Origin of the sequence: Prescottella soli, from assembly GCF_040024445.1 — a bacterium.
Classification (GTDB): Bacteria; Actinomycetota; Actinomycetes; order Mycobacteriales; family Mycobacteriaceae; genus Prescottella; species Prescottella soli.
In genome coordinates, this window is the sequence record NZ_CP157276.1 from 2,329,194 (window position 1) to 2,352,908 (window position 23,715).

Below are 23,715 nucleotides of genomic sequence, written 5' to 3' on the forward strand. Positions count from 1 at the left end.
ACCTTACCCACGCAAATTAACGCGTCTCCGAGGGTCCGCGAGGAGGCTGGCGGAGGGTCAGCCTCCCGTGATCGGCGCGACGAACTGGCACGGCACCGGGCGCGGATGAGCCGGGTCCAGCGCATTGAGCACATACGTCGCCGCCACCGGTTCCGCCGCGATCGCCGCGTGCTCACCGTAGTTCGTGCCGCACCTGTCCTGCACGACGACGTTGGTCGCGTTGGGTGCCGCGAGGAACCCGCTCGTGTAGGGCACGACCAGTTCGTCGTAGCGGGTCATGATGTTGGTGTAGGTGACCTGCGGGGCGTAGATCCCGTCGGACTGCAGGGCCTTCATGAAGTCCGAGCCCGACACCATCTGCGTGCACGCCTGACACAGCGCCCCGATGCTGTCGTCGACGAGCGCCCCGGCGCCGGCCGACCGTACCGCCGCGACCATCTGTGCGGCGGCGAAGGCGTCAGTCCCGTTCCACAGCGGCGCGAGCGACACGTACTTGTCGACCTTGTCGGCTCCGCCGAGACGCTTGACGTAGAACGTCGGCATCAGCGTGCCCTGCGAATGGCCGATCAGATCGACCTTCCGCGCACCGGTCGACTGCAGGACCCTGTCGACGAAATCGCTCAACTGCTGAGCACTCTGCTCCATCGGCTTCATTCCGCCGATTGCCGAAATAGGCCAGGGCAGATCTTCGAATGCACCGTAGGTGAGCGCGAACACGCAATAGCCTTCGTTCGCCAGGAGCGGGGCGTAGGTACCCCAATTGTCCTGTCGGTTACCGCCGGTTCCGTGAACCAACACAACGGGATTCGGGTGCCGGTCGGACGGTTTACACGACCAGTCGTTCGATCCCGGCGCGGACCCGCCCGGATTGCCCAATTCCAAGGGGATTCCCGCAAGGAAGTTGTAGGACACCGGGAGGGTCGCCTGCGCCGCTGCCGGCCCGGCCATACAGGCCAGCGACAATACCGAAAGCACCGCGCCCGTTATGAATCGCCTCAGCTGCACATCGCGGACCCTAGCAGTCGATCTTTACGCCGGGATCCGAATCGTCAGACGTGCTCCGATCGCAATCAGTGCGCCTTGTTGTACGCCTCGGTGATTTCCGCGGAGATTCGACCGCGAGAGGACACCGTGAAGCCATTGCGACGTGCCCATTCGCGAATCGCCGCACTCTGCTCGCGATCCACCGACGCGCGCGTCGACGCCGTCGAGGCACCCGAGGTCGCCTTACCGCCACGACGACGATTCGTCACCTTGCGAGCATGGGAAACCCACACGTCGAGCTGCTCGCGAAGCTTCGCGGCATTATCGGATGACAGATCGATCTCGTACAGAACCCCATCCAGTCCGAACTCGACCGTTTCATCGGCGGTGGCATCCTGATCGACGTCGTCGATGAGCGTTACAGTGACCTTCTTTGCCATGGGGTCAATTCCTTCCGAATGACGCGTCGGTGCCCGGGCACGATGCGCCCCAGCTGGTAACTCGAAAGCAATAGTACCCCCGAATCACCGATATCGAAGACTCGTCAAAAGCGAATTGAAAACACCCGGTCAGCGGCTGGGTCGGACAATTGGGAACAAGATGGTTTCCCGGATTCCCAATCCCGTGAGAGCCATCAGCAGGCGATCGATTCCCATACCGGTACCGGTGGTCGGGGGCATGCCCTGTTCCATCGCAGCCAGGAACTCCTCGTCGAGAACCATGGCCTCGTCGTCACCGGCCGAGGCGAGGCGCGCCTGATCCATGAAACGCTCGCGCTGGACGATCGGATCGACCAACTCGGAATACCCCGTCGCGAGTTCGAATCCGCGAACATAGAGATCCCACTTCTCCGTCACACCCGGCAGGCTCCGGTGCTGACGAGTCAGCGGCGACGTCTCGACCGGGAAGTTCCGGACGAACGTGGGCCCGTACAGCTGGTCGCCGCACTGGTGCTCCCACAGCTCCTCGACGAGCTTGCCGTGGCCGTACCCCTTGTCCTTCGGGACTTCGAGGCCGACCTTGGCCGCGAGGGCCAGCAGCTCGTCGACCGACGTCGCCGGCGTGACCTCGACACCGATGGCCGCGGACAACGACGGGTACATCTCCATCGTCTTCCACTCACCGCTCAGGTCGTACTCGGAGCCGTCGGCGAGGGTGACCACCTGGGTGCCGAACGCACCCTGCGCGACCTCCTGGACGAGCTCGCGAATCATCTTCGCGGAGTCGTCGTAGGTGCCGTAGGCCTCGTACGTCTCGAGCATCGCGAACTCCGGCGAATGCGTCGAGTCCACACCCTCGTTGCGGAAATTGCGGTTGATCTCGAAGACCTTCTCGATGCCGCCGACCACGCAACGCTTGAGGAAGAGCTCCGGCGCGATCCGCAGGAACAGGTCGATGTCGAGGGCGTTCGAGTGAGTCACGAACGGGCGGGCGGCCGCGCCACCGTGCAGCGTCTGCAGCATCGGCGTCTCGACCTCGAGGAAGCCGCGGCGCTCGAGTGCGTTGCGCAGCTCACGCACCACCGCGACGCGCTTGCGGGCCGTCTCCCGGGCCTCGGGGCGGATGATGAGGTCCGCGTAGCGCTGCCGCACGCGGGACTCCTCGCTCATCTCCTTGTGCGCGACGGGCAGCGGGCGCAGTGCCTTCGCCGCCATCTGCCACGCGTCGGCCATGACGCTCAGCTCACCCCGGCGCGAGCTGATCACCTCGCCGTGCACGAAGACGAAGTCGCCGAGGTCGACGTCGGACTTCCACGCTGCCAGGGCGTCCTCGCCGACGTTCGCGAGGCTCAGCATCGCCTGCAGCTGGGTGCCGTCGCCCTCCTGCAGGGTCGCGAAGCACAGCTTGCCGGTGTTGCGGACGAAGATGACGCGGCCGACCACGCCGACGGTGTCACCGGTGCTCGCGTCCGGCTCCAGGTCGGGGTACTTGGCGCGGATCTCCGCGAGCGAATGAGTGCGCGGAACCGACACCGGGTACGGCTCCTGACCCTGTGCGAGCAGACGCTCCCGCTTCTCGCGGCGGATCCGGAGCTGCTCGGGGGTGTCGTCGACGGGCTGGGCTGGTGCTTCACTCACGGGGTACAAGACTATAGGGCGGCATCAGTCGAGGTGGCGCCGGTAGCACGGCGACGCCCGCGGCCGCCGCACGGGATGCCGGCACGGGCCGCGGCGAGCGCCCGTCCGGAGCGTCCGGACGGTTCTGTTCCCGGGCCGGCCGGGCCGTCGACGCCTTCCCCCTCCGACCGAATGTCACACGCGTTCAGTCGAACTGAACCGATGTGACATTCGGCCACGGCGGCGGTCAGTGCGCGGAGACCGTCGCCAGCTCGCGGACGCAGTGCGTCTGCCCGATCAGGGCACCGAGCAGACCGGCCGCCTTGATCGCCTTGTAGCCGCCGACCAGATCGGTGACATTGCTCAGACCCAGCTGCCGCAGCGACGCCGCCGCCAGGCTCGACGTGTAGCCCTCGGAGCACACGATCACCCACTCGACGTCGTGGTCGACGGCGAGCGCCAGGTGCGCGCTGCTGGTGGGGTCGAGCCGCCACTCGAGGACGTTGCGCTCGATCGCCAACGCCCCGGGCAGCGTGCCCTCGAGCGCGCGCTGGGCCTGCGGGCGGATGTCGACGAAGATCGCGCCACGGCGGACGGCCTCGACGATCTCGAACACGTACATGCGGTCGAGTCCGGCGCGGGCGTCTTCGAGCATTTCGTCGATGGTCACTTGTGGCCCCCTTCGGGCAGGTCGGTCAGCTCGGTGCGGGTACGGCGCAACGCGCTCTGCCCGGTGACCTCGTAGTAGGACATTGCGCTGAGCGGCGGCGAGTACGCGTGCACGCTCAGAGTGGGTTCGGTGGTGTCGGTGACGGGTCCGGGCGCACGCATCACGTCGTGCACCCACCCGAGCGGGAAGGCGGCCTGGTCGCCGGCCTCGAGCGTCCGACGCCGGAGCTCGCCGCCGGTCCAGCGGTACTCCGCGAGAGTGCCGCTGAGCACCGTCAGCGCGCCCAAAGATCCTGCGTGGTCATGTAATTCGGTCGACCGGTCCGGGACCCAGCTGATCAGCCAGAGGTCGACGTCGTCGTCGGAATGGAGTCGGGTCGACCAGCGCTCGCGAGTCGGGAAGGCCGACGGCAGCAGGTGGTCGTGCCGGCCCTCGAGGACCTCCGCGGCGGCCTGGTCGGTGAGACGCAGCAGGTCCGCGGGGCGCAGTCGGGTCGGCAGCGAGCCGAGGTCGGGCATAGACGTGGAAACGTCGAGAGAATATGCAGAAAGCATGAGCAAAGCTCCAGGAAAGTGAAATTGGTCGAGGCGGCGTTCAGCCTCGACAACACTCCTGGGCGCTCATGCAACGGAACATGTCGATCAGTGTGACACAACATCGGCGCGGACGGAACCCCGCGGATCCCCGCAGCCCCGGTGATGCCGGTCTCAGATCTCGGTGTGACGCGCTCCGCGACGGGCCATATTGCGCTCGTACACCAACCGCAGCCCCTCGAGCGTGAGGTCCGGTTCGTGGTGCTCGACGGTCTCGCACTCGGGCATGATCAGCGGCGCACTGTCGCCCGTCGCGATCACCGCGACGTCCGAGCCACCGAATGCCGTGAGCTCCTGGCGAACTCGCCTGACCAACCCGTCGACGAGGCCGGCGAATCCGAATACGGCACCGGACTGCATGCACTCGACGGTGTTCTTGCCGACGACCGAACGCGGTCGGACCAGTTCGACCTTGCGCAGCGCCGCCGACTGCGACGCCAGCGCGTCTGTGGAGATTTCGAGACCGGGAGCGATTGCGCCGCCGAGGAATTCCCCCTTCGCGGACACCACGTCGACACACGTCGAGGTACCGAAGTCCACGACGATGCATGCGCCGTCGTAGAAGTGGTGCGCCGCAAGGCTGTTGACGATACGGTCCGCGCCCACTTCCTTGGGGTTGTCGACCAGCAGCGGCACCCCGGTACGCACACCGGGCTCCACCACTACATGCGGGACATGACCCCAGTAGCGGGTGAGCATCACGCGGATCTCACGCAGGACCGACGGGACCGTCGACAGCGCCGAGACACCGGTGATCTGCTCGAGGTGGGGACCGAGGAGCCCGCGGAACTTCAGTGCCAACTCGTCGGCGGTCATCCGCGGGTCGGTACGCATCCGCCAGTCCTGCACCAACTTCGAGTGCGAACCGGTGCCTTTGAAGAGTCCCAGAACGATGTTGGTGTTCCGGACGTCGACGGTGAGCAGCACTGCCCTACACCAGGCTGGAGAGCATCCGCGGCGTGATCAGGCCGGAACCCTCGGGCGCGTGCGCCGGGTCCGAGCCGAGCTCGACCGGCTTGTTGTCGCCGTCGACGAACACGACGCGCGGCGCGTACTCGCGGATCTCCTGCTCGTTCATCACCCCGTAGGCGATGAGGATCACGAGGTCACCCGGCTTGACCAGATGCGCTGCGGCACCGTTGATCCCGATGACGCCCGAGCCGCGCTCACCGGTGATCACGTACGTCTCGAGGCGGGCGCCGTTGTCGATGTCGACGATCGTCACCTGCTCGCCCTCGAGCAGGTCGGCCGCCTCCATCAGATCCTGGTCGACGGTCACCGAACCCACGTAGTGCAGGTCGGCGTGGGTGACCGTGGCACGGTGGATCTTCGACTTCATCATGGTGCGCAGCATGTTCGGCCCTTCGGTTCTCGGTGGTTCGGGAGGTCAGTAGATGTCTGCGACGGCGGGATCGCCTGCCTGCGCGTCACGTTCGAGGAATCCGGTGCCGACGGCGACGCCGACGTTGTCGATCAGTCGGGTGGTGCCGATCCGGGCGGCGACGAGGAGCCGGCCGTCGCCGCGCTCGGGCGCCGGGCCGAGATCCACACCGCGGACCTCGAGGTAGTCCACCTCGATCTCCGGCATGGCGGCGAGCACCTCGCGGGCGGTCGCGAGGATCGCCTCCGCGCCACCGGCAGCGGCGTGGGCCCCGGCGACGAGCGCCGCCGACAGCGTGGTGGCCAGCTGTCGCTGCTCCGGATCGAGGTAACGGTTCCGGGAGGACAGCGCCAGTCCGTCCTGTTCACGAACCGTCGGCACGCCGACGATCCGCACGTCGAAGTTGAGGTCGCGCACCATCTGACGTATGAGCGCGAGCTGCTGGTAGTCCTTCTCGCCGAAGTACGCGGCGTTGGGCGCGGCGATCTGCAGCAGCTTGGCGACGACGGTGAGCATGCCCGCGAAGTGCGTCGGACGGCTCCCGCCCTCGAGCTCGGCACCGAGCGGGCCGGGCTGCACGGTGGTGCGCGGCCCGTTCGGGTACATCGCGGACGCCGTCGGCGCGAACACCAGCTCGACACCCTCGGCGCGCAGCAGCTCGAGGTCGGCGTCCAGGGTGCGCGGGTACGCGTCGAGGTCCTCGCCCGCGCCGAACTGCAGCGGATTGACGAAGATCGACACGATCACGGTCGCGCCCGTCAGCTTCGCCTGCCGGACCAGCTCCAGGTGACCGGTGTGCAGGGCGCCCATCGTGGGCACGAGCGCGACCTGGCGGCCGACGCCGCGGAGCGCCTTCGACACCCGCGTCAGGATCGCGGGATCGTGGTGCACGGTCAGTTCGCCGCGCTTGAATCCGCCCTGCAGTGCAGAAGCTTCGGTCACAGTGCTCACCTTCGGTCCTCGAGTACTTCCATCAGTTCAGGCTTGGAACCCGTGCGCTGCGCGGTCCGCAACGACAGTGCCCGGTATCCGGCGGCCAGCTGCGGGTCCACGCCCTCGAGAACCTCGAGGTGCTTGGCGACCGCAGCGGCATCGCCACGTGCGACCGGCCCGGTCAGCGCGGACTGCCCGCGCCGCAGGGCGTTGTCGAGCGCCGCGGACAGCAGCGGGCGCAGCACCCGCTCCGGCAGCCCGTTGGGGTCCTCGCCGACGAGTTCCTGCCCCATCAGTTCCTGGCCCTCGAGCGCCACCCGCAGCGCCTCGACCGCGTCGACGACCAGCGTCACCAGGTGATTGCTGCCGTGCGCGAGGGCCGCGTGGTACAGCGGGCGGACGTCCTCGCGGACCCGCACCGGTTCGCCACCGATCTCCAGCACGAGCGACTGGCCGATCGCGTAGCCGATGTCGTCGGCGGCCGTGATCCCGAAGCAGGCGTCGGACAGCCGGGCGGTGTCCTCGGCGTGACCGGTGAAGGTCATCGCGGGATGGATCGCGAGCGGGACGACGCCCTGCACGGTGAGGGGTTCGAGGATGCCGATGCCGTTGGCGCCGGAGGTGTGGACGACGATCGTGCCGGGACGGACCGCTTCGGTCGCGGCCAAACCCTTGATCAGGCCGGCGAGCTCGTCGTCGGGAACGGCGAGGATCAACAGCTCGGCACGGGCCGCGACGTCGGGCACCGGCAGGATCTCGGTGTCCGGAAGCCGCGTCTCGGCGCGGTGGATTGATGCGTCGGAGACCGCGGCACATGCGACAACGACATGTCCGACCCGCTCGAGCGCGGCACCGATTGCTGTTCCGACCCGTCCCGCCGAGACGAGTCCAACCGTCAATCGTGCAGGCGCGGGGCCGTTAGTGATCCCGAAGGAGGTCACTTTCGTCCTCTCGTTCGTTCCAGTCCCGCTCGGCGGGTACCAGACGTCCTGCGGAGAGGATAGCGCCGCGCGAAGACGCGCCGCCACGGGCCGACGACGTGATCTACCACTCACTCGACGCCGTGACCGGGCCGAGGCCCGGTGGTTCTACTCGGCGCGACGACGCCGGCGCCGCTCTCCGTCGCCTGCGTCGCCGGACTTGAGGTTCGCCATGATCTCGGCGACCGAGAGCCCGTTCGAGTGCGCGCCCCCGGCGTCCTCGGGATCCTCCACACGCCGGCGCGAGCGCCGCGATGCCGGCCGCGACTCGTCGGTCTGCGCATCGTCGAGCTGCGCATCCTCGGGCTGCGCATCCTCGGGCTGCGCATCCGGCTCGGGTGCGGCGACGGGCGCCCCGTCTTTGGCCGGGGCAGCAGCCCTGGCCGCCGGGACGGGCACCTTCGCCGCAGCCGCTTCCTTCACGGGTTCCGGTGCCTTGACCGGCGCTTTCGCCGGTGCCGGCGCCTTGGCCGGTGCCCTCGCGGGCGCCGGTGCCTGTGCACGAGCCGGCGCCTTCGCGGGCTGTGGCGGCTTGACCGGCGCCGGCGCCTCGGCCACCGCGTCGTCGATGGCCTCGACGTCGATCGGCGGAATCACCGTCGTCTCCGCCGTGACCGGGTCGTCGTACGGATTCGCGAAGCCCGGGCCCTGCGGCGCGGGCTGCCGCGACTGATCGCGGGCGGGGGCCTTGGCGCCCGGCACGAACAGGCCCGACGCGGCCGGCTGGTAGCTGCCCGCCAGCTCCTGGACCCGCGTCGACTCTGCCCGCAGCGCCACCCGGTCCTCCGGGAGGCGGCCGTCGAACAGCACCTCGAGGTTCCTGCGCAGCGCGGCGAGTTCCTCGCGCAGCGCCTTGATGGTCTCGGCCTCGGCTCCGAGTTCGCCGCGCACCCGCGCCTCGACGCCCAGCTCGTACTCGCGGCGAGCGCTGATCTCGCGCTCGAGCTGCAATTCGTACACCTTCTGCAGGTCACGAACCTTCGCCTTGTCCAGAGCGGACTCGCGGCGGTACTTCGTCATCGCGATGGCGCCCAACGTCGCCGCCCACAACGCGATCACCAATCCCACGCGGAGCAGTTGGACGCTCTCGCTGAAGATCAGAAGGAGAGAAGCGGCAACGGCCAGCACCACGAGCCCGGCCACGATCATCTGGCTAGCACTGCGGCGGTTGCGGCGTACAGACTTGGTGCGACCCGGAACCGTCATGCAGATCAGGGTAGCGGCACTCCAGGGGGAACTCAGCGGACGCGAAAGCGGCCTTGGTCCGGTTTGCCCGTTTGCACAGGTCAGTGGGTGGGTTGGTCCGGCGGCTCGTCGGGCGTCCGGCAACAGTGTTCGAGCCACAGCGCGGCCCCCACCAAGAGAACCGCGGCGATCAGTCCGATGATCACGCCCGGACTGTCCGACACGGCCGCCGACAGCTGCGAGCGCTGCGGCCACAGGAAGACGAGAAAGCCCGCCCACACCCCCGCACTCGCGGCGCCGACCAGCGCCGACGCCTTCGCCAGGGCCGCCGCGCGGGCGGCCGTGATCGGATGCAGCTGCCGCGGACCGGGACCGATCGCGTGGTCCCGCACCCGCGCCCGGATCACGAACGCCAGCACCACCTCGATCAGCGCGACCGGGTACAACGAGGCCCCGGCATAGACCGGGATCGGAGGCAGCGAACCGTACGAGACGCGAACCAGCAACCAGGTGGCTACCCCGGCCACGAGTGCCAGCGACAACAAGTCCCAGATTCGCGTCGGCTTCATCACAGTTACCGTAGTTCCAGCTGCAGCGGCGTCCGCCGAACTCCGGCCAGTTCGTCCGCGTCGAGGCGCGCCAGCAGTGCGTCCACCCGCTCCTCGGCCCCTCCGACCACGAGCGTCGCGTCGGGTTCGACGTCGAGCCACGGCACCAGCACGAACGCGCGCTCGTGGGCGCGCGGATGCGGCAGCGTCAGCTCCGGATCGTCACTGCGGATCCCGTCGCACGTCACGACGTCGACGTCCAGCGTGCGTGGCCCCCACCGCTGCTCACGCACGCGGTCGGCGTCGGCCTCGAGCTGCTGCCCGCGCCGCAACCATCCCCGGCAGTCGGTGCCGGGGTCGTCGACGATCAGGGTCGCGTTCAGGAAGTCCTGCTGCTCGACACCGCCCCACGGCGCCGTCGCGTAGACGGGCGACACCGCGACGATCCACTCGCGCAACCCGTCGACGACGCCCTGCAGGTGCGCGAGGCTGTCCCCGATGTTGGAGCCGATCGACAGCACCGCCCGGCTCACCGGGCGGCCCCGACCGCGGTCCGCGACCGCGTCGCGACCACCGCGACATCCCGGAACGTCAACGGGATCGGCGCGGACGGCTTGTGCAGCACCACCTCGACCTGTCTCACCCGCGCGTCGCGCATCACGTCGTCCGCGATCTCCGCGGCCACCGTCTCGATCAGGTCCCGCGCCGGGCCCCCGATGATCGCGGCGGCGCGCTGCGCCAGCTCGCCGTAGTCGAACGTGTCCTTCAGATCGTCCGACGCCGCGGCCGGCGCCAGGTCCATCCACAGGGTCACGTCGACGAAGAAGTCCTGCCCGTCACGCTTCTCGTGATCGAACACTCCGTGGTTGCCGCGGACCTTCAGCCCCCGCAACTCGATTCGGTCGTCCGAGACAGCACTGCCATCACTCACCCGTCACCTCCTGGGATCTCTGACTACCACTCGCCCAGGCCCCCGCGACCGCGATCGCGTCGAGCGAGGCCTGCGCGTCGTGGACGCGCACACCCCACGCGCCGTGCGTCGCCGCGAGCGCCGAGATGACAGCGGTCGCAACCTCGCGGCCCGCCGGCGGCCGGACAGTGCCGTCCACGTCCGCGAGCAGCGACCCGAGGAACCGCTTGCGCGACGCCCCGATCAGGACCGGGAACCCCAGCTCGACCAGCTCGGGCAGGCGGTGCAGCAACTGCCAGTTGTGGTCCGGCTCCTTGACGAACCCGAGCCCCGGATCCAGCACCAGCGCCTTGGGATCGACCCCGGCCGCCACCGCCGCGTCCACCTGGACCATCAGCTCGTCGCGCACGTCGCGGACCACGTCGTCGTAGTGCGTCGATCCACCGGCGTGCACGAACTCGCCCGCGGGACGCCAGTGCATCAGGATCCACGGGACCCCCGCGTCGGCGACCACCCGGGCCATGTCGGCGTCCGCGCGGCCACCCGAGACGTCGTTGACGATCGAGACGCCGGCCTCGATCGCCGCCTGCGCCACCGACGCGCGCATCGTGTCGACGCTGACCGTGACGCCCTCCGCGGCGAGTGCCGCGATCACGGGCGCGACGCGGGCCGCCTCGACCTCGGGATCGACCCGGGCAGCGCCCGGCCGCGTGGACTCGCCGCCGACGTCGACGATGTCGACCCCGAGCCGGTGCAGGTTCAGGCCGTGCTCGACGGCCACGTCCCGGTCCAGGAATCGACCGCCGTCCGAGAACGAATCGACGGTCACGTTGAGGACGCCCATCACGATGGGCCGGCCGGGGTTCGGTAACGCGATCACTTGCGGAGAATCAGATCCAGAGCCTCGGCACGGGACGCGGAGTTCGACTGGAACAGTCCGCGCACCGCCGACGTCGTGGTGCTCGCGCCGGGCTTGCGGATTCCGCGCATTGCCATGCAGAGGTGCTCGGCCTCGATGACGACGATCGCGCCGCGCGGATCGAGCTTGCGCACCAGCGCGTCGGCGATCTGGCTCGTCAGGCGCTCCTGCACTTGCGGGCGCTTGGCGTACAGGTCGACCAGCCGCGCGAGCTTCGACAGCCCGGTGACCCGACCCGTCGGGCCGGGGATGTAGCCGACGTGCGCGACGCCGTGGAACGAGACCAGGTGGTGCTCGCAGGTCGAGTACATCGGGATGTCACGGACGAGGACCATCTCCTGGTGACCCTCGTCGAACGTCGTGTTCAGCACGTCGTCCGGCTCGGTGTACAGGCCCGCGAACACCTCGCGGTACGCCCGTGCCACGCGAGCCGGGGTGTCGAGGAGTCCAGGGCGGTCGGGATCCTCGCCGACCGCGATCAGCAACTCACGAACGGCGGCCTCAGCACGCGCTTGATCGAACGGCCTCCCCGTCATGAGAGCGACCGACTCACTCCCCAACTGATTCACCGACAACCGACCGCACCTCCAGTTTCGGGGCTGAACGCCCAGACCCACACCAGCACGGGTGGGCCTGGGCCAAGCCTAGTTGCGAGCGAACTACTGCGGGCCGCTCGGCCCCTCCCAGACCTGTGTCGGAGAGTCACCGTCAGACCGCCCGGTCCCCTTGTCTCCGGGACGACCCGAGCCGTTTTCGGGGCCCATCGGCCGCTGCTGCTGCGGGGGCTCCCACTGCGGGTACGGCTGCCATCCGCCCTGCTGACCCTGCTGGCCCTGCTGGCCCTGCTGGCCGGTGCCGTGGTCCAGCGGCTCCCGCGGCGGCCAGCCCGGCGCGGACCAGCCGGCGGGGGCGCCGTAGTCGGGTCGGGTGCCCGGCGCCGGCGCCGACGACTGCGGCGGGCCCGCCGGGTGGGCGGGATGGCCGAACGAGGGCTCGGGTGCCGTATGACCGTTCACCGGCGGCGCGGTCTCGCGCTGCGCGAACGCGGGCTGCGGCGCCCGCGGCGCCGCCTGTGCGGGCTCGGTCTCCGGCGGCCACGTCTCGCCCCGCTCGATCGCGAGCTCACGCGGAGTCTTGATCGGCGGCTTGTCGGACGGCGTGCGCTCGCCGAACACGTTGAACTCGGTGATCCGCGGACGCTTCTCGACCGTCGTGAAGATCTCCTCGAGATCCTTGCGGGTCAGCGTCTCGCGCTCGAGCAGCTGACGCGCCAGCTCGTCGAGGACGTCGCGGTACTCGTTGAGGATGGACCACGCCTCGGTGTGTGCGGCCTCGATGAGGTTGCGCACCTCCTCGTCGATCTCGCGGGCGACCTCGTGCGAGTAGTCGGAGTTCATCCCCATCGAACGACCCAGGAACGGGTCGCCCTGCTCCTGGCCGTACCGGACGGCGCCGAGCTTGGCGCTCATGCCGTACTCGGTCACCATCGCGCGAGCGATCTTGGTGGCCTGGTCGATGTCCGACGACGCACCCGTCGTGGGCTCGTGGAACACCAGTTCCTCGGCGGCACGGCCGCCCATCGCCATCACCAGGCGCGCGATCATCTCCGACCGCGTCATCAGGCCCTTGTCGTCCTCGGGGACGGTCATCGCGTGACCGCCGGTGCGTCCGCGCGCCAGGATCGTGACCTTGTAGATCGGTTCGATGTCCGGCATCGCCCACGCCGCGAGCGTGTGGCCGCCCTCGTGGTACGCGGTGATCTTCTTCTCGTGCTCGGAGATGATCCGGCTCTTGCGGCGCGGGCCGCCGATCACGCGGTCGACGGACTCCTCGAGTGCCGCCTCGGTGATCACGGTGCCGTTCTCGCGGGCCGTGAGCAGCGCGGCCTCGTTGATGACGTTCGCGAGGTCCGCACCGGACATGCCGACCGTGCGCTTGGCGAGGCCCTCGAGATCAGCGTTCTGGTCGAGCGGCTTGCCCTGCGAGTGGACCCGCAGGATGGCGCGCCGTCCCGCGAGGTCGGGGTTGCCGACCGGGATCTGACGGTCGAAGCGACCCGGGCGCAGCAGCGCGGGATCGAGGATGTCGGGGCGGTTGGTCGCGGCGATCAGGATGATGCCGGTGCGGTCGCCGAAGCCGTCCATCTCGACGAGCAGCTGGTTGAGGGTCTGCTCGCGCTCGTCGTGGCCGCCGCCGAGGCCCGCACCACGCTGGCGGCCGACGGCGTCGATCTCGTCGACGAAGATGATGCACGGGCTGTTCTGCTTGGCCTGCTCGAACAGGTCACGCACACGCGAGGCGCCGACACCGACGAACATCTCGACGAAGTCCGAACCGGAGATCGTGAAGAACGGGACGCCGGCCTCGCCCGCGACAGCGCGCGCGAGCAGCGTCTTGCCGGTGCCGGGAGGTCCGTAGAGCAGCACGCCCTTGGGGATCTTCGCGCCCAACGCCTGGTACCGCGCCGGGTTCTGCAGGAAGTCCTTGATCTCGTAGAGCTCCTCGACCGCCTCGTCGGCGCCGGCGACGTCCGCGAACGTCGTCCGGGGCATGTCCTTCGACAGCTGCTTGGCCTTGGACTTGGAGAAGCCCATCATTCCGCCGCGACCGCCGCCCTGCATGCGGTTCATCACGAAGAAGAAGATGCCGAGCAGCAGCACCATCGGCAGCACGAACAGCAACAGCGACGTCAGCCAGCTCTCCTGGGTGACGTTGGTGTTGAACTCCTGCGCCCCGGAACCGGAGACCTTGTTGAAGATCTGCTCGGACGCCGCGCTCGGGTACTTGGCGATGATCTCGGTCTTGCCGTCGGTGCCGTCGTTGCCGCTCTTGAGCCACAGACGGACCTGCTGTTCGCGGTCGTCGATCTGCGCCTTGTCGACGTTCTTGGCGTCGAGCTGCGAGATCGCCACCGAGGTGTCGACCGACTTGAACCCGCGCGTGTCGTTGCCGAAGTAGGTGAAGGCGTAGATCACCAACAGGACTCCGGCGACTATCGCCAGGTTGCGGAACACTGTCTTGCGGTTCATACAGGTTCGGCCACGGAGGCCGGTCCTTTCGGTAGTGCGGGCAACGCTCGTGCAGGTACGTGAGTCACCGGTCCGGCTGGGCCGACAAATGGTCGTTCCGGCGGTCCGGACACCTCAGATTACCGCGACGACGTTGCTCGATGCCTGGTAGCAGCCAGCCACGCCGGAGAAGTCTCCGAGAAGTGGCGTCATGGGTTTCAACGCACGCCACCCCCGCTCCGGTTCCCGTTCAGGGACGAAGCGGCCCCCTGCGGGACCGATCGTGCCGCATCTCACACAGGAGCGTGACGGGGCCAGCCCTGTCGGCGCTCGAGTTCCGCGGCGACCGCGAGGACGGTCCGTTCCCCGCCCGGCGGCGCGACGATCTGCACAGCGAGCGGTGTCCTCGACGTGGAGTGCATACCGACCGGCACGCTCGCGGCGGGCCAGCCGAGCACGTTCCACATAGCGCTGAACGGTGCATATCGTACATTTGCGACAACGTTGGACGCCCACGACTTCTCGCTCCACGCGAGCGCCTCGATCGGCGGCTGGGCGAGCGACGGCATCACCACGACGTCGAACGCGGAGAAGAAGCAGAGCATCCGCTGCTCGATGCGATCCACCTGTGACTGCCGCACCAGACCCGCACGCTTGATCGCCCGGCCGAGAGCAACGTGCCGACGGGTGCGACGCTGCAGCAACGCCGGATCGAGATCGGCGGCGTCGTCGGCGGTGCCGGCCAGCCAGCGTGCGAAGGCCGCCGTCATGTTCGGTGGGTACGGCACCCGCGTCGCGTCCGTCCGGTGACCGGATTCCGCGAGCAGCGCCACGGTCTTCTCGAGCCCGGCCAGCCACTCGCGGTCGACCCGCAGAATCGGCGACGGCGGATTGACGGCGACACCGATTCGCAGCGGCCGCGGCTGCGGGATCCGGCCGAGATCGGGGTCGTCGGCCAGCACCGACAGCATCAGTGCCGCGTCCTCGACGGTCGACGCGATCGGCCCGTTCTCCGCCATCCCGAACCAAGAGTGTGCGCCCAACTCGGACGGCACCACCCCGCGACCCGGCTTGACGCCGAAGACGCCGCACGCGGCCGACGGGATCCGGATCGAGCCCATGCCGTCGGCCGCCAACGCGATCGGCACCATCCCGTCGGCGACGGCTGCAGCGGAACCACCGGACGAGCCGCCCGGGACCCGGTCCGGGTTCCACGGGTTGCGGGTGATCACGCCCGGTGAGTCGACGGCACCCCACACGCACAGTTCCGGCACCGCGGTCAGCCCGATCGGGATCGCCCCGGCCGCCCGCAGCCGCGCCACCGCCGGGTGGTCGTGCGCCGACGGGGTGGGATCCGTCGCCGCCGAGCCGTCGCGCATCGGTTCGCCCCGGACCCGGACGTTGTCCTTGATCGCGACCGGGACCCCGGCGAGGGGCAGGTCAGCGAGATCCGGGCGCTGCGCGAGCGCCTCGGCCTCGGCGCGGGCCCGCTCGCCCAGGACCCGCACGAAGGCACGGATCCGCGGGTCACGCTGCTCGATCCGGCTCAGCGCATCGTCGACGGCGGCCACCGGCGACAGCACGCCGGAGCGCACCCGGGCGGCGATGGAAACGGCAGTGAACTCCACGGTCAAGGGATCTCGCACCTGCCGAGTATGCGTCGGTCGGCGATATCATTTCGAGTACCCCGAGGGGTGAGTTTCAGCTACCCACCCCGAGCACTCCCCCATCTTCGGACGGTGACGAGTGATGGACGGTCCAATTCGATCGACAGATGCCGATCCGGCCGCTACTGCTACGACCATCGACGGCGGACCTGCGCCGAATCCGGGCTCGCGGACGGTGTCGTTCCTCGCCGACGTGGTCGCCCGGTTCGCCGCCGAATGGGAGGCCACCGACGCGCCCCCCGACATCGAGTCGTTCCTGCCCGGCGGCCTCCCGGTCGGTGACGCGCTGCGCCGCGCCGCGATCGTCGAACTCGTGAAGGTCGATCTCGAGTACCGCCTGCTGCACGCCGACCTGCCCAAACCGCTGTCGGCGTACCGCGAGGAGTTCCCCGAACTGCAGTCGAAGCCGCTGCCCGTCGATCTCATCTACGAGGACTTCCACCTGCGCCGCCGGAGCGGTCACGCCGTGGACGCGGACGCGTACGTGCGCGAGTTCCCCGAGAACGCGGGACAGGTAGCGGCGCTGCTCGACGGCCCAGACGACTACCGCAGCACCCTGATTGCGCAGCCCGGTGCGCAGCGCGCGCTCGAGCAGGTCGATGTCGGTGACCACATCGACGACTTCGATCTGCTCGCCCCGCTGGGCCGCGGGTCGTTCGCCCGCGTGTTCCTCGCCCGGCAGCGGTCGATGCATCGGATCGTGGCGGTGAAGGTGTCGCACGATCACGGCACGGAGCCGGAGACGCTGGCCCAGCTCGACCACGACTACATCGTGCGGGTGTTCGATCAGCGGCTCCTGGACGACCGTGAGCTCAAGCTGCTGTACATGCAGTACGTGCCGGGCGGCACCCTGCTCGACGTCCTGCGCCGGGTTCGGGAGACCCCGCCCGATCCGGAACGTCCGCGGTCCGGGCTGCTGCTGCTCGAATCGATCGACGCGGTCCTCGAACGCAAGGGTGAGATCCGGCCGAGCGATTCGAGCGTCCGCGACGAGATCGCGGCGCTCACCTGGCCCGAGACGGTCGCCTGGCTGGGCCGACGTCTCGCCGACGCCCTCGATTACGCGGACCAGCACGGGGTCCTGCACCGCGACATCAAACCCGCGAACGTGCTGTTGACGTCGGAGGGCGTCCCCAAGCTGGCGGACTTCAACATCAGTTTCAGCGACCGGGTGTCCGGGACCAGCCCGGTCGCGTACTTCGGGGGATCGCTGGCGTACATGTCGCCCGAGCAGCTCGAGGCCTGCCACCCGGACCTGCCCGGCACGGCCGCCGACCTGGACGTCCGCAGCGACATCTACGCGCTCGGGGTGATGCTGTGGGAGCTGTTGACGGGTCGGCGTCCGTTCGCGGACGAGCGCGACGCCGGCGAGTCGGCGACGTCGCTCGAGCGGATGCTGGAACTGCGGCGACGCGAGATCGACCCACGGTTCCAGGACGAGCTGCCCGACGACTGCCCCGCCGCACTCCGTCGCGTCCTGCTGACGTGCCTGGAGCCGGATCCCGAGGACCGCTGGTTGACCGGAGCAGAGCTGGCACAGCAGTTCGACCTGTGCCTCGATGCGCGCGCCCGCGACCTCGTCGACCCGCCGCCGAACAGTTGGCGGTACCGGCTGCGGCCGTGGATGGTCCCGATCGTCGCGCTCGGCGTGGGCGTGCCGAACGCGCTGGCGGCGGTCTACAACTACCACCACAACCAGACGCTCATCATCGATCAGTTGTCCCCACACGCTCAGGAGCGGTTCGTCGACATCTCACAGGTGATCAACGGCGTTCTGTTTCCGCTCGGATTCGTGATGATCGTGTACCTCTGCCGCCACGTCATCTCGGTACCCCGAGGTCTGCGCAAGGGCCGGAGCTACAACGCGGCGGCCCTCGCGCGGGCGCGCGCGGACACCCTGCGGATGGGCGACCGGATCGTCGCGGTGGTGTTCGCGCTGTGGCTCGTCGCCGGCATCGCGTTCCCGGTCTCCCTGCAGATCGCCGCGGGCGGCCTCCCGCACGGCGCCTACGTGCACTTCCTGGGATCGCAGATCGTGTGCGGCGCGGTGGCCGTCGCGTACCCGTTCTTCCTGGTGACGTTCTATGCGGTGCGCTGCCTGTACCCGTCGCTGCTGCCGCACGGCATCACCAGCAGCAGCGACGAGCGGCGGCTACGCAGGCTGGACCGCCGCAGCACCCTCTACCTCGCGGTGGCGGCGTCGGTACCGCTGATCGGGGTCGCCGGGGTGACGTTCCTGTCCCCCGACGAGATCTCGGTCGTCGTCTACGCGGTGCGGGTGCTGTGCGTCGGCGGGGTGATCGCGTTCGTGTTGGTGTACTGGCTGTTCCGCCTCCTCGAGGCGGATCTGCTGGCGCTCGAACGCGTCGTGTCGCGGGGGAACTATCCCCCGTACACCTCGGGGTCGAGGGTGCCGATGTAGGGCAGGTCGCGGTAGCGCTCGGCGTAGTCGAGGCCGTAGCCGACGACGAACTCGTTGGGGATGTCGAAGCCGACGTGTGCCACCTCGACGTCCACCTTGACCGCCTCGGGCTTGCGCAGCAGCGTGACGACCTCGAGCGACGCCGGGTTGCGGGTCTTGAGGTTGCGCATCAGCCACGACAGCGTCAGACCGGAGTCGATGATGTCCTCGACGATCAGCACGTGGCGGCCGGCGATGTCCTTGTCGAGGTCCTTGAGGATCCGCACGACACCGGACGACGACGTCGACGAGCCGTACGAGCTGACGGCCATGAACTCCATCTGGGTGGGGATCGGCAGGGCCCGCGCGAAGTCGGTCATGAAGAAGATCGCGCCCTTGAGGACACCGACCAGCAGCAGGTCGCCCTCGGGCGCACCGACCGGATAGCGCTCGGCGACGGCCGCGGCCAGTTCGGCCGTCCGCTCCTTGATCTGCTCCTCGGAGATCAGTACCGATGCGATGTCGCCCTCGTACACGGAGCATTCCCTTCAGTCGTTCACGAACCCCGCCGACAGCCTGCCACGCCGTCGAGATGCAACCAACCTGACTCCCGGTCTACCGCCGCCGACGGCGACCCCGCCCTGCCCGCGCCACCGCCCGATCAGTTCGTCGACGGCCCGTAACTGTCTGTCGGTCAACGCCTTCGCGCCGCGCTCGAGCAGCCAGAGCCGCAGGACCCGGCGCCGCACCGCGACGGGGACGGGGGCGAGTCGCTCGACGACGAGGTCGGCGCCGTCCCGCGCGGTCGCCAGCGTCTGCCCGGCAAGTGTGTCGAGCACCTCACCGTCCTCGCGGAGCTGTTCGGCGGTGCGGGCGAGCGCGCCGGCGACGCCGCCGCCGAGGGCGTCCTCGAGCAGCGGGAGCACCTCGGTGCGCAGCCGCACCCGGGTGAAACCGGGGTCGGCGTTGTGCGGGTCCTCGTGGGGTCGCAGTCCCAGTTCGGCGCAGGCGCGCCGGGTCGTGTCCCGTCGCAGCCCGAGCAGCGGCCGGCCCCACGGGGCGTCGTACTCGGCCATGCCGCGGATCGACCGGCCGCCCGATCCGCGGGCCAGCCCCAGCAGCACGGTCTCGGCCTGGTCGTCGAGGGTGTGGCCGAGCAGGACGGGATACCCGCCGCGACCGGCGTCGAGGGCCGCGTACCGGGCGGCGCGGGCGGCCGCCTCGAGGCCGCCGGGTCCGGTGACGTCGACCGGGACGACGTCGGCGCGGGCGCACCCGAGGTCCAGGGCGCGGGCCGCGGCGACGGCGGCCACGTCCCCCGAACCGTCCTGCAACCGGTGGTCGACGACGAGCGCACGCACCGACGGCGCCTCCGCGGCCGTGGCCGCGGTGAGGGCGAGGGAGTCGGCTCCGCCGGACAGGGCGACGACCACCCCGCCGGCCGGCTCGTGCCGTGCGAGCCACGCCCGGACCGCGTGCCGCACCTCGAGGATCGCCGGCGCTTCGGGCAGGAGCGTCACCCCAGCACCCGGGCGATCCAGGCGTCGGGGTTCTCGATCTCGTCGAGGGTGGGCATGGTGTCGGGCCCGCTCCAGACGGTGTTGAACCGTTCCATCCCGACCCGGTCGACGACGGCGTCGACGAAGCGCTTGCCGCGCACGTACTGCGCCATCTTGGCGTCCATGCCGAGCAGCGCGCGCACCAGCCGCTGCACGGGGTTGGTCCGGCGCCGCCGTCGCGCGTCGAACGCATTGCGGATGCGCACGACCGACGGCACGACGTCCGGTCCGACGGCGTCCATCACGTGGTCGGCGTGGCCCTCGAGCACCGTGCCGAGCACGAGCATGCGGTCGAGCGCCAGGCGCTGCGGTTCGGCCTGGGTGGCCCGGACGAGTCCGACGATGCCGCGCTGGTCGGCGGGCAGGTCCTCGGTGCGGCGGCGTTCGCGCAGCGCGGTGGACAGCCGTGCGACGAACTCGGACATCGGTTCGTCCGACGCCTCGCCGAGGGTCGTGACGGCGTCGCGCATGTAGTCGGCCATCCACGGGGCCGACGAGAACTGGACGCGGTGGGTGACCTCGTGCAGGCACACCCACAGCCGGAAGTCGGCGGGCGGCACGTTCAGCGTCCGCTCCACCTGCAGGACGTTCGGCGCGACGAGCAGCAGCGTGCCGTGTTCGCCGGTGAACGGGTCGTACTGGCCGAGGATCGCGGACGACAGGTAGGCGAGCATCGCGCCGGCCTGCACCCCGCCGGGTTTGCCGGAGATCAGGGAACGCTGCGCGGCATCGATGTCGGATCCGGTGAGCTGCGCCATCGAGCGGGCGGCCGCGCGGATCCAGCCGGCCCGGTCCACCACCTGCGCGGACGGGATCGGCAGCCCGTCGGCGAGCCCGGTGACGTCCCGGACGGGCCCTTCGGCGCGGATCGACGCGCTCTCGAGTTCGGCGACGACGCCCTGCGCGGTGTATCGCGACGTCGGTGGTCCGGCCGGAGCCAGACGCGCGCCGGTGCGCGCGGCCAGATCCCAGTCCACCGCGCCGGCGAATCCGCTCTCCGACTCCGTCACCTACGGCTCACTTCCCCTTCAACTCACCTGCACCCGCACAGCCGCAGCGTGGCGGCGACCGCGTCGAGCGCGGGCCGGCTCACCTCCGGCGGGCGATCGTTGGACATCAGTGTGAACGTCAGCACACGACCGTCCACGTCGACGACATATCCGGTCAACACGCTGGCGACCGACAGCGTTCCCGTCTTGGCCCGCACCCATCCGGCGCCGGTCCGGTCGCCCGACGCGTACCGGTCGGACAGGGTGCCGGTGGCGCCGGCGACGGGCAGGTCGTCGAGCATCGGCCGCAGCTGCGGCTTCGAGTCGCCGGCCGCCGCGGTGAGGACGTCGGTGAGCAGGCGGGCCGGGATGCGGTCGTCGACGGAGAGGCCGCTGCCGTCGTGCAGGGTCAGCCCGTCGGTCTTGAATCCGGCGTCGTAGAGCGCCCGCGTGACGGACTGGGTGGCGCCGGTGAAGGACCGTTCGGTGTTCTTCGCGGCGGCGATCTCGCGCGCGATCGCCTCGGCGAGGACGTTGTCGGACTTGCGCATCATCTGGCCGAGCCGGTCGCGCAGCGGCGCGGACAGCACGCTCGCGACCGGCGCGGCACCGGATTCCGCCTTGCCGAGCGTCACCCGGGCCGGGTCGACGCCGAGTGCGTCGGCGAGGACGCGTCCGGCGTCGAGTGCGGGGGTGGCGCTGCGCGGCGAGTCGTCGCCGAACGGGTCGATCCGGGCGCCGTCGATCATGACCGGCTCAGTGGGCGCGATGAAGCCGCCGGCGACGTCGGCGGGCATCCACCCCTCCGCCATCGTCGGGCCCGTGTACGCGCTGGTGTCGACGACGATGCTGTCCACCTGGGCGCCCGCGCGACGGATCTGTTCGACGAGGTCGGCGACGCGCGGCGAGCCCGGGTAGTAGCTCGGCTGACCCACCGGCTGCGCGGTGAGCGTCGGATCGCCGTCACCGACCAGCACCAGCTCGCCGGGCCGCGACCCCTGCACCACCTGGGTGGCGACGCGATGGTCGGCGGGCAGGGTCAGCAGCGCGGCGGCGGCGGTGAGGATCTTGGTCGTCGAGGCCGGGGTCATCGGCGCTTCGGGGTTCTGGCTCCACAGCACGGTGCCGGTCACAGCGTCGGCCACCGAGCCGGTGAACGCACCGAGGTCGGGGTTCGCCACGACCGGTGCCAGGGCCGCGGAGAGGGCCTGCGGCGTCGGTACCGGGGCGTCGTCGCGAACCGGCGCGACCTGGGGTGTGGCGGTGATCGGGGACGGTTCCGGCGACGTGGCGGCGACGTCCTGCGCGGCGGTCGCGGTCCCCCGCTGCACCAGCACGACGGTGGTGCCCGCGGCGGCCAGGACGAGGACGGCGGCGACCGACATCAGGATCCGGACGTTGCGGCGTCGGCGTCCGGCCAGAATGCCGATCTTCTTCTTTCCCTCGCCCGCCAACTTCCCTCCGAATCGCACATCGTCGTCGATCCGCGGGGTTCGCGGACCGCCCAGACAGTTTCGCGCGAGGGCCGGGGAAGTGCCCGGCACCCGCATCACACAGTATCGCCGACCCGCTACCCTTTCCCCGAACCGTCTACCCAGACGGGCCGTCTACCCAGGCGGGCAAGACAGACAGCCAGAGACCCAGACAGTGAGGACAAGACGTGGAGTTCGACGTCACCATCGAAATCCCCAAGGGCCAGCGCAACAAGTACGAGGTCGATCACGAGACCGGCCGCGTGAAGCTGGACCGCTACCTCTACACGTCCTTCGGGTACCCGGCCGACTACGGCTACATCGAGAACACCCTCGGTGAGGACGGCGATCCGCTGGACGCGATGGTCCTGCTGCCCGAGTCGGTGTTCCCCGGCGTCATCGTCGAGGCCCGCCCGGTCGGCATGTTCAAGATGGTCGACGAGGCCGGCGGCGACGACAAGGTGCTGTGCGTGCCGGCGGGCGACCCGCGCTGGGATCACATCCAGGATCTCGCGGACGTCTCGCAGTTCGAGCTGGACGCGATCAAGCACTTCTTCGTGCACTACAAGGACCTCGAGCCCAACAAGCACGTCACCGGCGCCGACTGGGTCGGCCGCGCCGAGGCCGAGAAGGTCATCACGGAGGCCGTCGAGCGCCTGAAGGCCAACGGCGGACACTGACGCTTTCCCGGTGAAGGGGTGGGACCACTGGTCCCACCCCTTCGCTGTTTCCAAGGCAGTCCGACGCCCCCACTACGATTCGCCGGGTGACCGGTTACGACGATCTCGACATGTTCGGTGGCCTCGACGCCTCCACCCTGCCGCCCCGCCAGCAGCGGATCCTGGTGGCGATCCGCGATTGGGTGTCCGCGCACGGGTGCCCGCCGAGCACCCGCGAGATCGGGGACGCGGTGGGTCTGCGTTCAACGTCGTCGGTGTCGAAGCATCTGAAGAGCCTGGAGGACAAGGGCTTCCTCCGCCGCGGCGGATCGATGACCCGGCAGCTCGACGTGCGCCCGTTCCTGGTCGGGTCGGCGCCGGGGCGTTCGGCGGAGAACACGGTGACGGTGCCGGTGGTTGGCGACATCGCAGCCGGCGCCCCGATCCTTGCGGAGGAGCACGCCGACGAGATGCTCTCGCTGCCGCGCGAACTGGTCGGCTCGGGCACCGTCTTCGCGCTGCGGGTGCGCGGTGAGTCGATGGTCGACGCCGCGATCTGCGACGGCGACACCGTCGTGGTGCGTCGCCAGGACGAGGCCCATTCGGGTGAGATCGTCGCCGCGATGATCGACGGCGAGGCCACCGTGAAGGTGCTGCGCCGCCGGAACGGCCACGTCTACCTCGAACCCCGCAATCCCGCCTACGAGGTCATCGACGGCGACGAGGCCGTCGTGCTCGGCAAGGTGGTGTCGGTGATGCGGCGGATCTGAGCTCCGCTCCCACGGACACGGCGGGGTTCA

Annotated in this window: 24 protein-coding genes; 3 read left to right on the forward strand and 21 right to left on the reverse strand. The window is 69.7% G+C overall.

The features are described 5' to 3' along the window. Positions 1–57 precede the first annotated feature (57 nt). From ABI214_RS10945 to ABI214_RS11025, 17 genes are all read right to left on the reverse strand, one after another. The gene (locus tag ABI214_RS10945) at positions 58–999 is read right to left on the reverse strand and encodes an esterase/lipase family protein (RefSeq protein WP_408586111.1); all 942 of its coding nucleotides are present in this window, start codon (positions 997–999) and stop codon (positions 58–60) included. A 71-nt stretch (positions 1,000–1,070) separates the two neighbouring features. Then, the gene (locus ABI214_RS10950; RefSeq protein WP_348610092.1) at positions 1,071–1,424 is read right to left on the reverse strand and encodes a histone-like nucleoid-structuring protein Lsr2; all 354 of its coding nucleotides are present in this window, start codon (positions 1,422–1,424) and stop codon (positions 1,071–1,073) included. Positions 1,425–1,553: 129 nt separating this feature from the next. Continuing rightward, a complete protein-coding gene (gene lysS, locus ABI214_RS10955; RefSeq protein WP_348610095.1) occupies positions 1,554–3,062 on the reverse strand; it encodes a lysine--tRNA ligase in 1,509 nt (502 codons plus the stop codon). Positions 3,063–3,288: 226 nt separating this feature from the next. After that, positions 3,289–3,711 carry a rhodanese-like domain-containing protein gene (locus tag ABI214_RS10960; RefSeq protein ID WP_348610098.1) on the reverse strand — a complete coding sequence of 141 codons (423 nt, stop codon included), beginning with the start codon at positions 3,709–3,711 and terminating at the stop codon, positions 3,289–3,291. After that, a complete protein-coding gene (locus ABI214_RS10965; protein ID WP_348610101.1) occupies positions 3,708–4,229 on the reverse strand; it encodes a cysteine dioxygenase in 522 nt (173 codons plus the stop codon). The genes ABI214_RS10960 and ABI214_RS10965 overlap by 4 nt, the downstream gene beginning before the upstream one ends. A gap of 189 nt (positions 4,230–4,418) precedes the next feature. Next, positions 4,419–5,231 (reverse strand): type III pantothenate kinase, encoded by an 813-nt coding sequence (locus ABI214_RS10970; RefSeq protein WP_348610104.1) that lies wholly within the window; start codon positions 5,229–5,231, stop codon positions 4,419–4,421. A 4-nt stretch (positions 5,232–5,235) separates the two neighbouring features. Continuing rightward, on the reverse strand, positions 5,236–5,658 hold the full coding sequence (panD, locus tag ABI214_RS10975; protein ID WP_280762944.1) for an aspartate 1-decarboxylase: 423 nt from the start codon (positions 5,656–5,658) through the stop codon (positions 5,236–5,238). Positions 5,659–5,691: 33 nt separating this feature from the next. After that, a complete protein-coding gene (gene panC, locus ABI214_RS10980) occupies positions 5,692–6,636 on the reverse strand; it encodes a pantoate--beta-alanine ligase (RefSeq protein WP_408585856.1) in 945 nt (314 codons plus the stop codon). Beyond that, positions 6,633–7,559 (reverse strand): Rossmann-like and DUF2520 domain-containing protein, encoded by a 927-nt coding sequence (locus ABI214_RS10985; protein ID WP_348610108.1) that lies wholly within the window; start codon positions 7,557–7,559, stop codon positions 6,633–6,635. Before ABI214_RS10985 ends, panC begins: the two co-directional genes overlap by 4 nt. 147 nt (positions 7,560–7,706) lie before the next feature. Next, positions 7,707–8,804 (reverse strand): DUF6779 domain-containing protein, encoded by a 1,098-nt coding sequence (locus ABI214_RS10990; protein WP_348610111.1) that lies wholly within the window; start codon positions 8,802–8,804, stop codon positions 7,707–7,709. Positions 8,805–8,884: 80 nt separating this feature from the next. Further along, a complete protein-coding gene (locus ABI214_RS10995; RefSeq protein ID WP_348610114.1) occupies positions 8,885–9,352 on the reverse strand; it encodes a DUF3180 domain-containing protein in 468 nt (155 codons plus the stop codon). A gap of 5 nt (positions 9,353–9,357) precedes the next feature. After that, positions 9,358–9,864 carry a 2-amino-4-hydroxy-6-hydroxymethyldihydropteridine diphosphokinase gene (gene folK, locus ABI214_RS11000; protein WP_348610118.1) on the reverse strand — a complete coding sequence of 169 codons (507 nt, stop codon included), beginning with the start codon at positions 9,862–9,864 and terminating at the stop codon, positions 9,358–9,360. Continuing rightward, positions 9,861–10,262 carry a dihydroneopterin aldolase gene (gene folB / locus ABI214_RS11005; RefSeq protein ID WP_348610121.1) on the reverse strand — a complete coding sequence of 134 codons (402 nt, stop codon included), beginning with the start codon at positions 10,260–10,262 and terminating at the stop codon, positions 9,861–9,863. Before folB ends, folK begins: the two co-directional genes overlap by 4 nt. Further along, positions 10,255–11,085 (reverse strand): dihydropteroate synthase, encoded by an 831-nt coding sequence (gene folP, locus ABI214_RS11010; protein ID WP_348611504.1) that lies wholly within the window; start codon positions 11,083–11,085, stop codon positions 10,255–10,257. Before folP ends, folB begins: the two co-directional genes overlap by 8 nt. A gap of 32 nt (positions 11,086–11,117) precedes the next feature. Further along, complete coding sequence (gene folE, locus ABI214_RS11015) at positions 11,118–11,735, reverse strand: GTP cyclohydrolase I FolE (protein ID WP_348610124.1); 618 nt, start codon at positions 11,733–11,735, stop codon at positions 11,118–11,120. An 84-nt stretch (positions 11,736–11,819) separates the two neighbouring features. After that, complete coding sequence (ftsH, locus tag ABI214_RS11020) at positions 11,820–14,189, reverse strand: ATP-dependent zinc metalloprotease FtsH (RefSeq protein ID WP_348610127.1); 2,370 nt, start codon at positions 14,187–14,189, stop codon at positions 11,820–11,822. 272 nt (positions 14,190–14,461) lie between these two features. Next, complete coding sequence (locus ABI214_RS11025) at positions 14,462–15,814, reverse strand: amidase (protein ID WP_348610130.1); 1,353 nt, start codon at positions 15,812–15,814, stop codon at positions 14,462–14,464. Between the two features lie 103 nt (positions 15,815–15,917). On the opposite strand from ABI214_RS11025, the gene ABI214_RS11030 reads away from it, so the two are divergent. Continuing rightward, entirely contained in the window at positions 15,918–18,257 is a 2,340-nt protein-coding gene (locus ABI214_RS11030) for a serine/threonine-protein kinase (protein ID WP_348610133.1), read from the forward strand. Here the strand turns inward: ABI214_RS11030 and hpt are convergent. Genes hpt through dacB form a run of 4 tightly spaced genes read right to left on the reverse strand, consistent with a single transcriptional unit; the run spans position 18,218 to position 22,238 of the window. Continuing rightward, positions 18,218–18,772, reverse strand: a complete 555-nt coding sequence (gene hpt, locus ABI214_RS11035; protein WP_348610136.1) for a hypoxanthine phosphoribosyltransferase — start codon at positions 18,770–18,772, stop codon at positions 18,218–18,220. The two genes, ABI214_RS11030 and hpt, sit on opposite strands and share 40 nt — an antisense overlap. Before the next feature lie 12 nt (positions 18,773–18,784). Continuing rightward, complete coding sequence (gene tilS, locus ABI214_RS11040) at positions 18,785–19,756, reverse strand: tRNA lysidine(34) synthetase TilS (protein WP_348610139.1); 972 nt, start codon at positions 19,754–19,756, stop codon at positions 18,785–18,787. Continuing rightward, complete coding sequence (locus ABI214_RS11045) at positions 19,753–20,805, reverse strand: zinc-dependent metalloprotease (protein WP_348610142.1); 1,053 nt, start codon at positions 20,803–20,805, stop codon at positions 19,753–19,755. The genes tilS and ABI214_RS11045 overlap by 4 nt, the downstream gene beginning before the upstream one ends. 23 nt (positions 20,806–20,828) lie before the next feature. Then, the gene (gene dacB / locus ABI214_RS11050) at positions 20,829–22,238 is read right to left on the reverse strand and encodes a D-alanyl-D-alanine carboxypeptidase/D-alanyl-D-alanine endopeptidase (RefSeq protein ID WP_348610145.1); all 1,410 of its coding nucleotides are present in this window, start codon (positions 22,236–22,238) and stop codon (positions 20,829–20,831) included. Between the two features lie 206 nt (positions 22,239–22,444). Here dacB and ABI214_RS11055 point away from each other — a divergent pair, with 206 nt between their 5' ends. Both ABI214_RS11055 and lexA read left to right on the forward strand, forming a co-directional pair. Continuing rightward, the gene (locus ABI214_RS11055) at positions 22,445–22,936 is read left to right on the forward strand and encodes an inorganic diphosphatase (protein WP_031939457.1); all 492 of its coding nucleotides are present in this window, start codon (positions 22,445–22,447) and stop codon (positions 22,934–22,936) included. Positions 22,937–23,022: 86 nt separating this feature from the next. Then, the gene (lexA, locus tag ABI214_RS11060) at positions 23,023–23,685 is read left to right on the forward strand and encodes a transcriptional repressor LexA (protein ID WP_348610147.1); all 663 of its coding nucleotides are present in this window, start codon (positions 23,023–23,025) and stop codon (positions 23,683–23,685) included. Positions 23,686–23,715: the final 30 nt, after the last annotated feature.

What these genes read in the sequence shown, in the direction of transcription:
- ABI214_RS10950 (WP_348610092.1), bottom strand. Translation starts at nt 1,424, where the DNA reads ATGGCAAAGAAGGTCACTGTAACGCTCATCGACGACGTCGATCAGGAT.
- ABI214_RS11030 (WP_348610133.1), top strand. Translation starts at nt 15,918, where the DNA reads ATGGACGGTCCAATTCGATCGACAGATGCCGATCCGGCCGCTACTGCT.
- ABI214_RS10995 (WP_348610114.1), bottom strand. Translation starts at nt 9,352, where the DNA reads ATGAAGCCGACGCGAATCTGGGACTTGTTGTCGCTGGCACTCGTGGCC.
- ftsH (WP_348610127.1), bottom strand. Translation starts at nt 14,189, where the DNA reads ATGAACCGCAAGACAGTGTTCCGCAACCTGGCGATAGTCGCCGGAGTC.
- folP (WP_348611504.1), bottom strand. Translation starts at nt 11,085, where the DNA reads ATGGGCGTCCTCAACGTGACCGTCGATTCGTTCTCGGACGGCGGTCGA.
- ABI214_RS10990 (WP_348610111.1), bottom strand. Translation starts at nt 8,804, where the DNA reads ATGACGGTTCCGGGTCGCACCAAGTCTGTACGCCGCAACCGCCGCAGT.
- ABI214_RS10965 (WP_348610101.1), bottom strand. Translation starts at nt 4,229, where the DNA reads ATGCCCGACCTCGGCTCGCTGCCGACCCGACTGCGCCCCGCGGACCTG.
- panD (WP_280762944.1), bottom strand. Translation starts at nt 5,658, where the DNA reads ATGCTGCGCACCATGATGAAGTCGAAGATCCACCGTGCCACGGTCACC.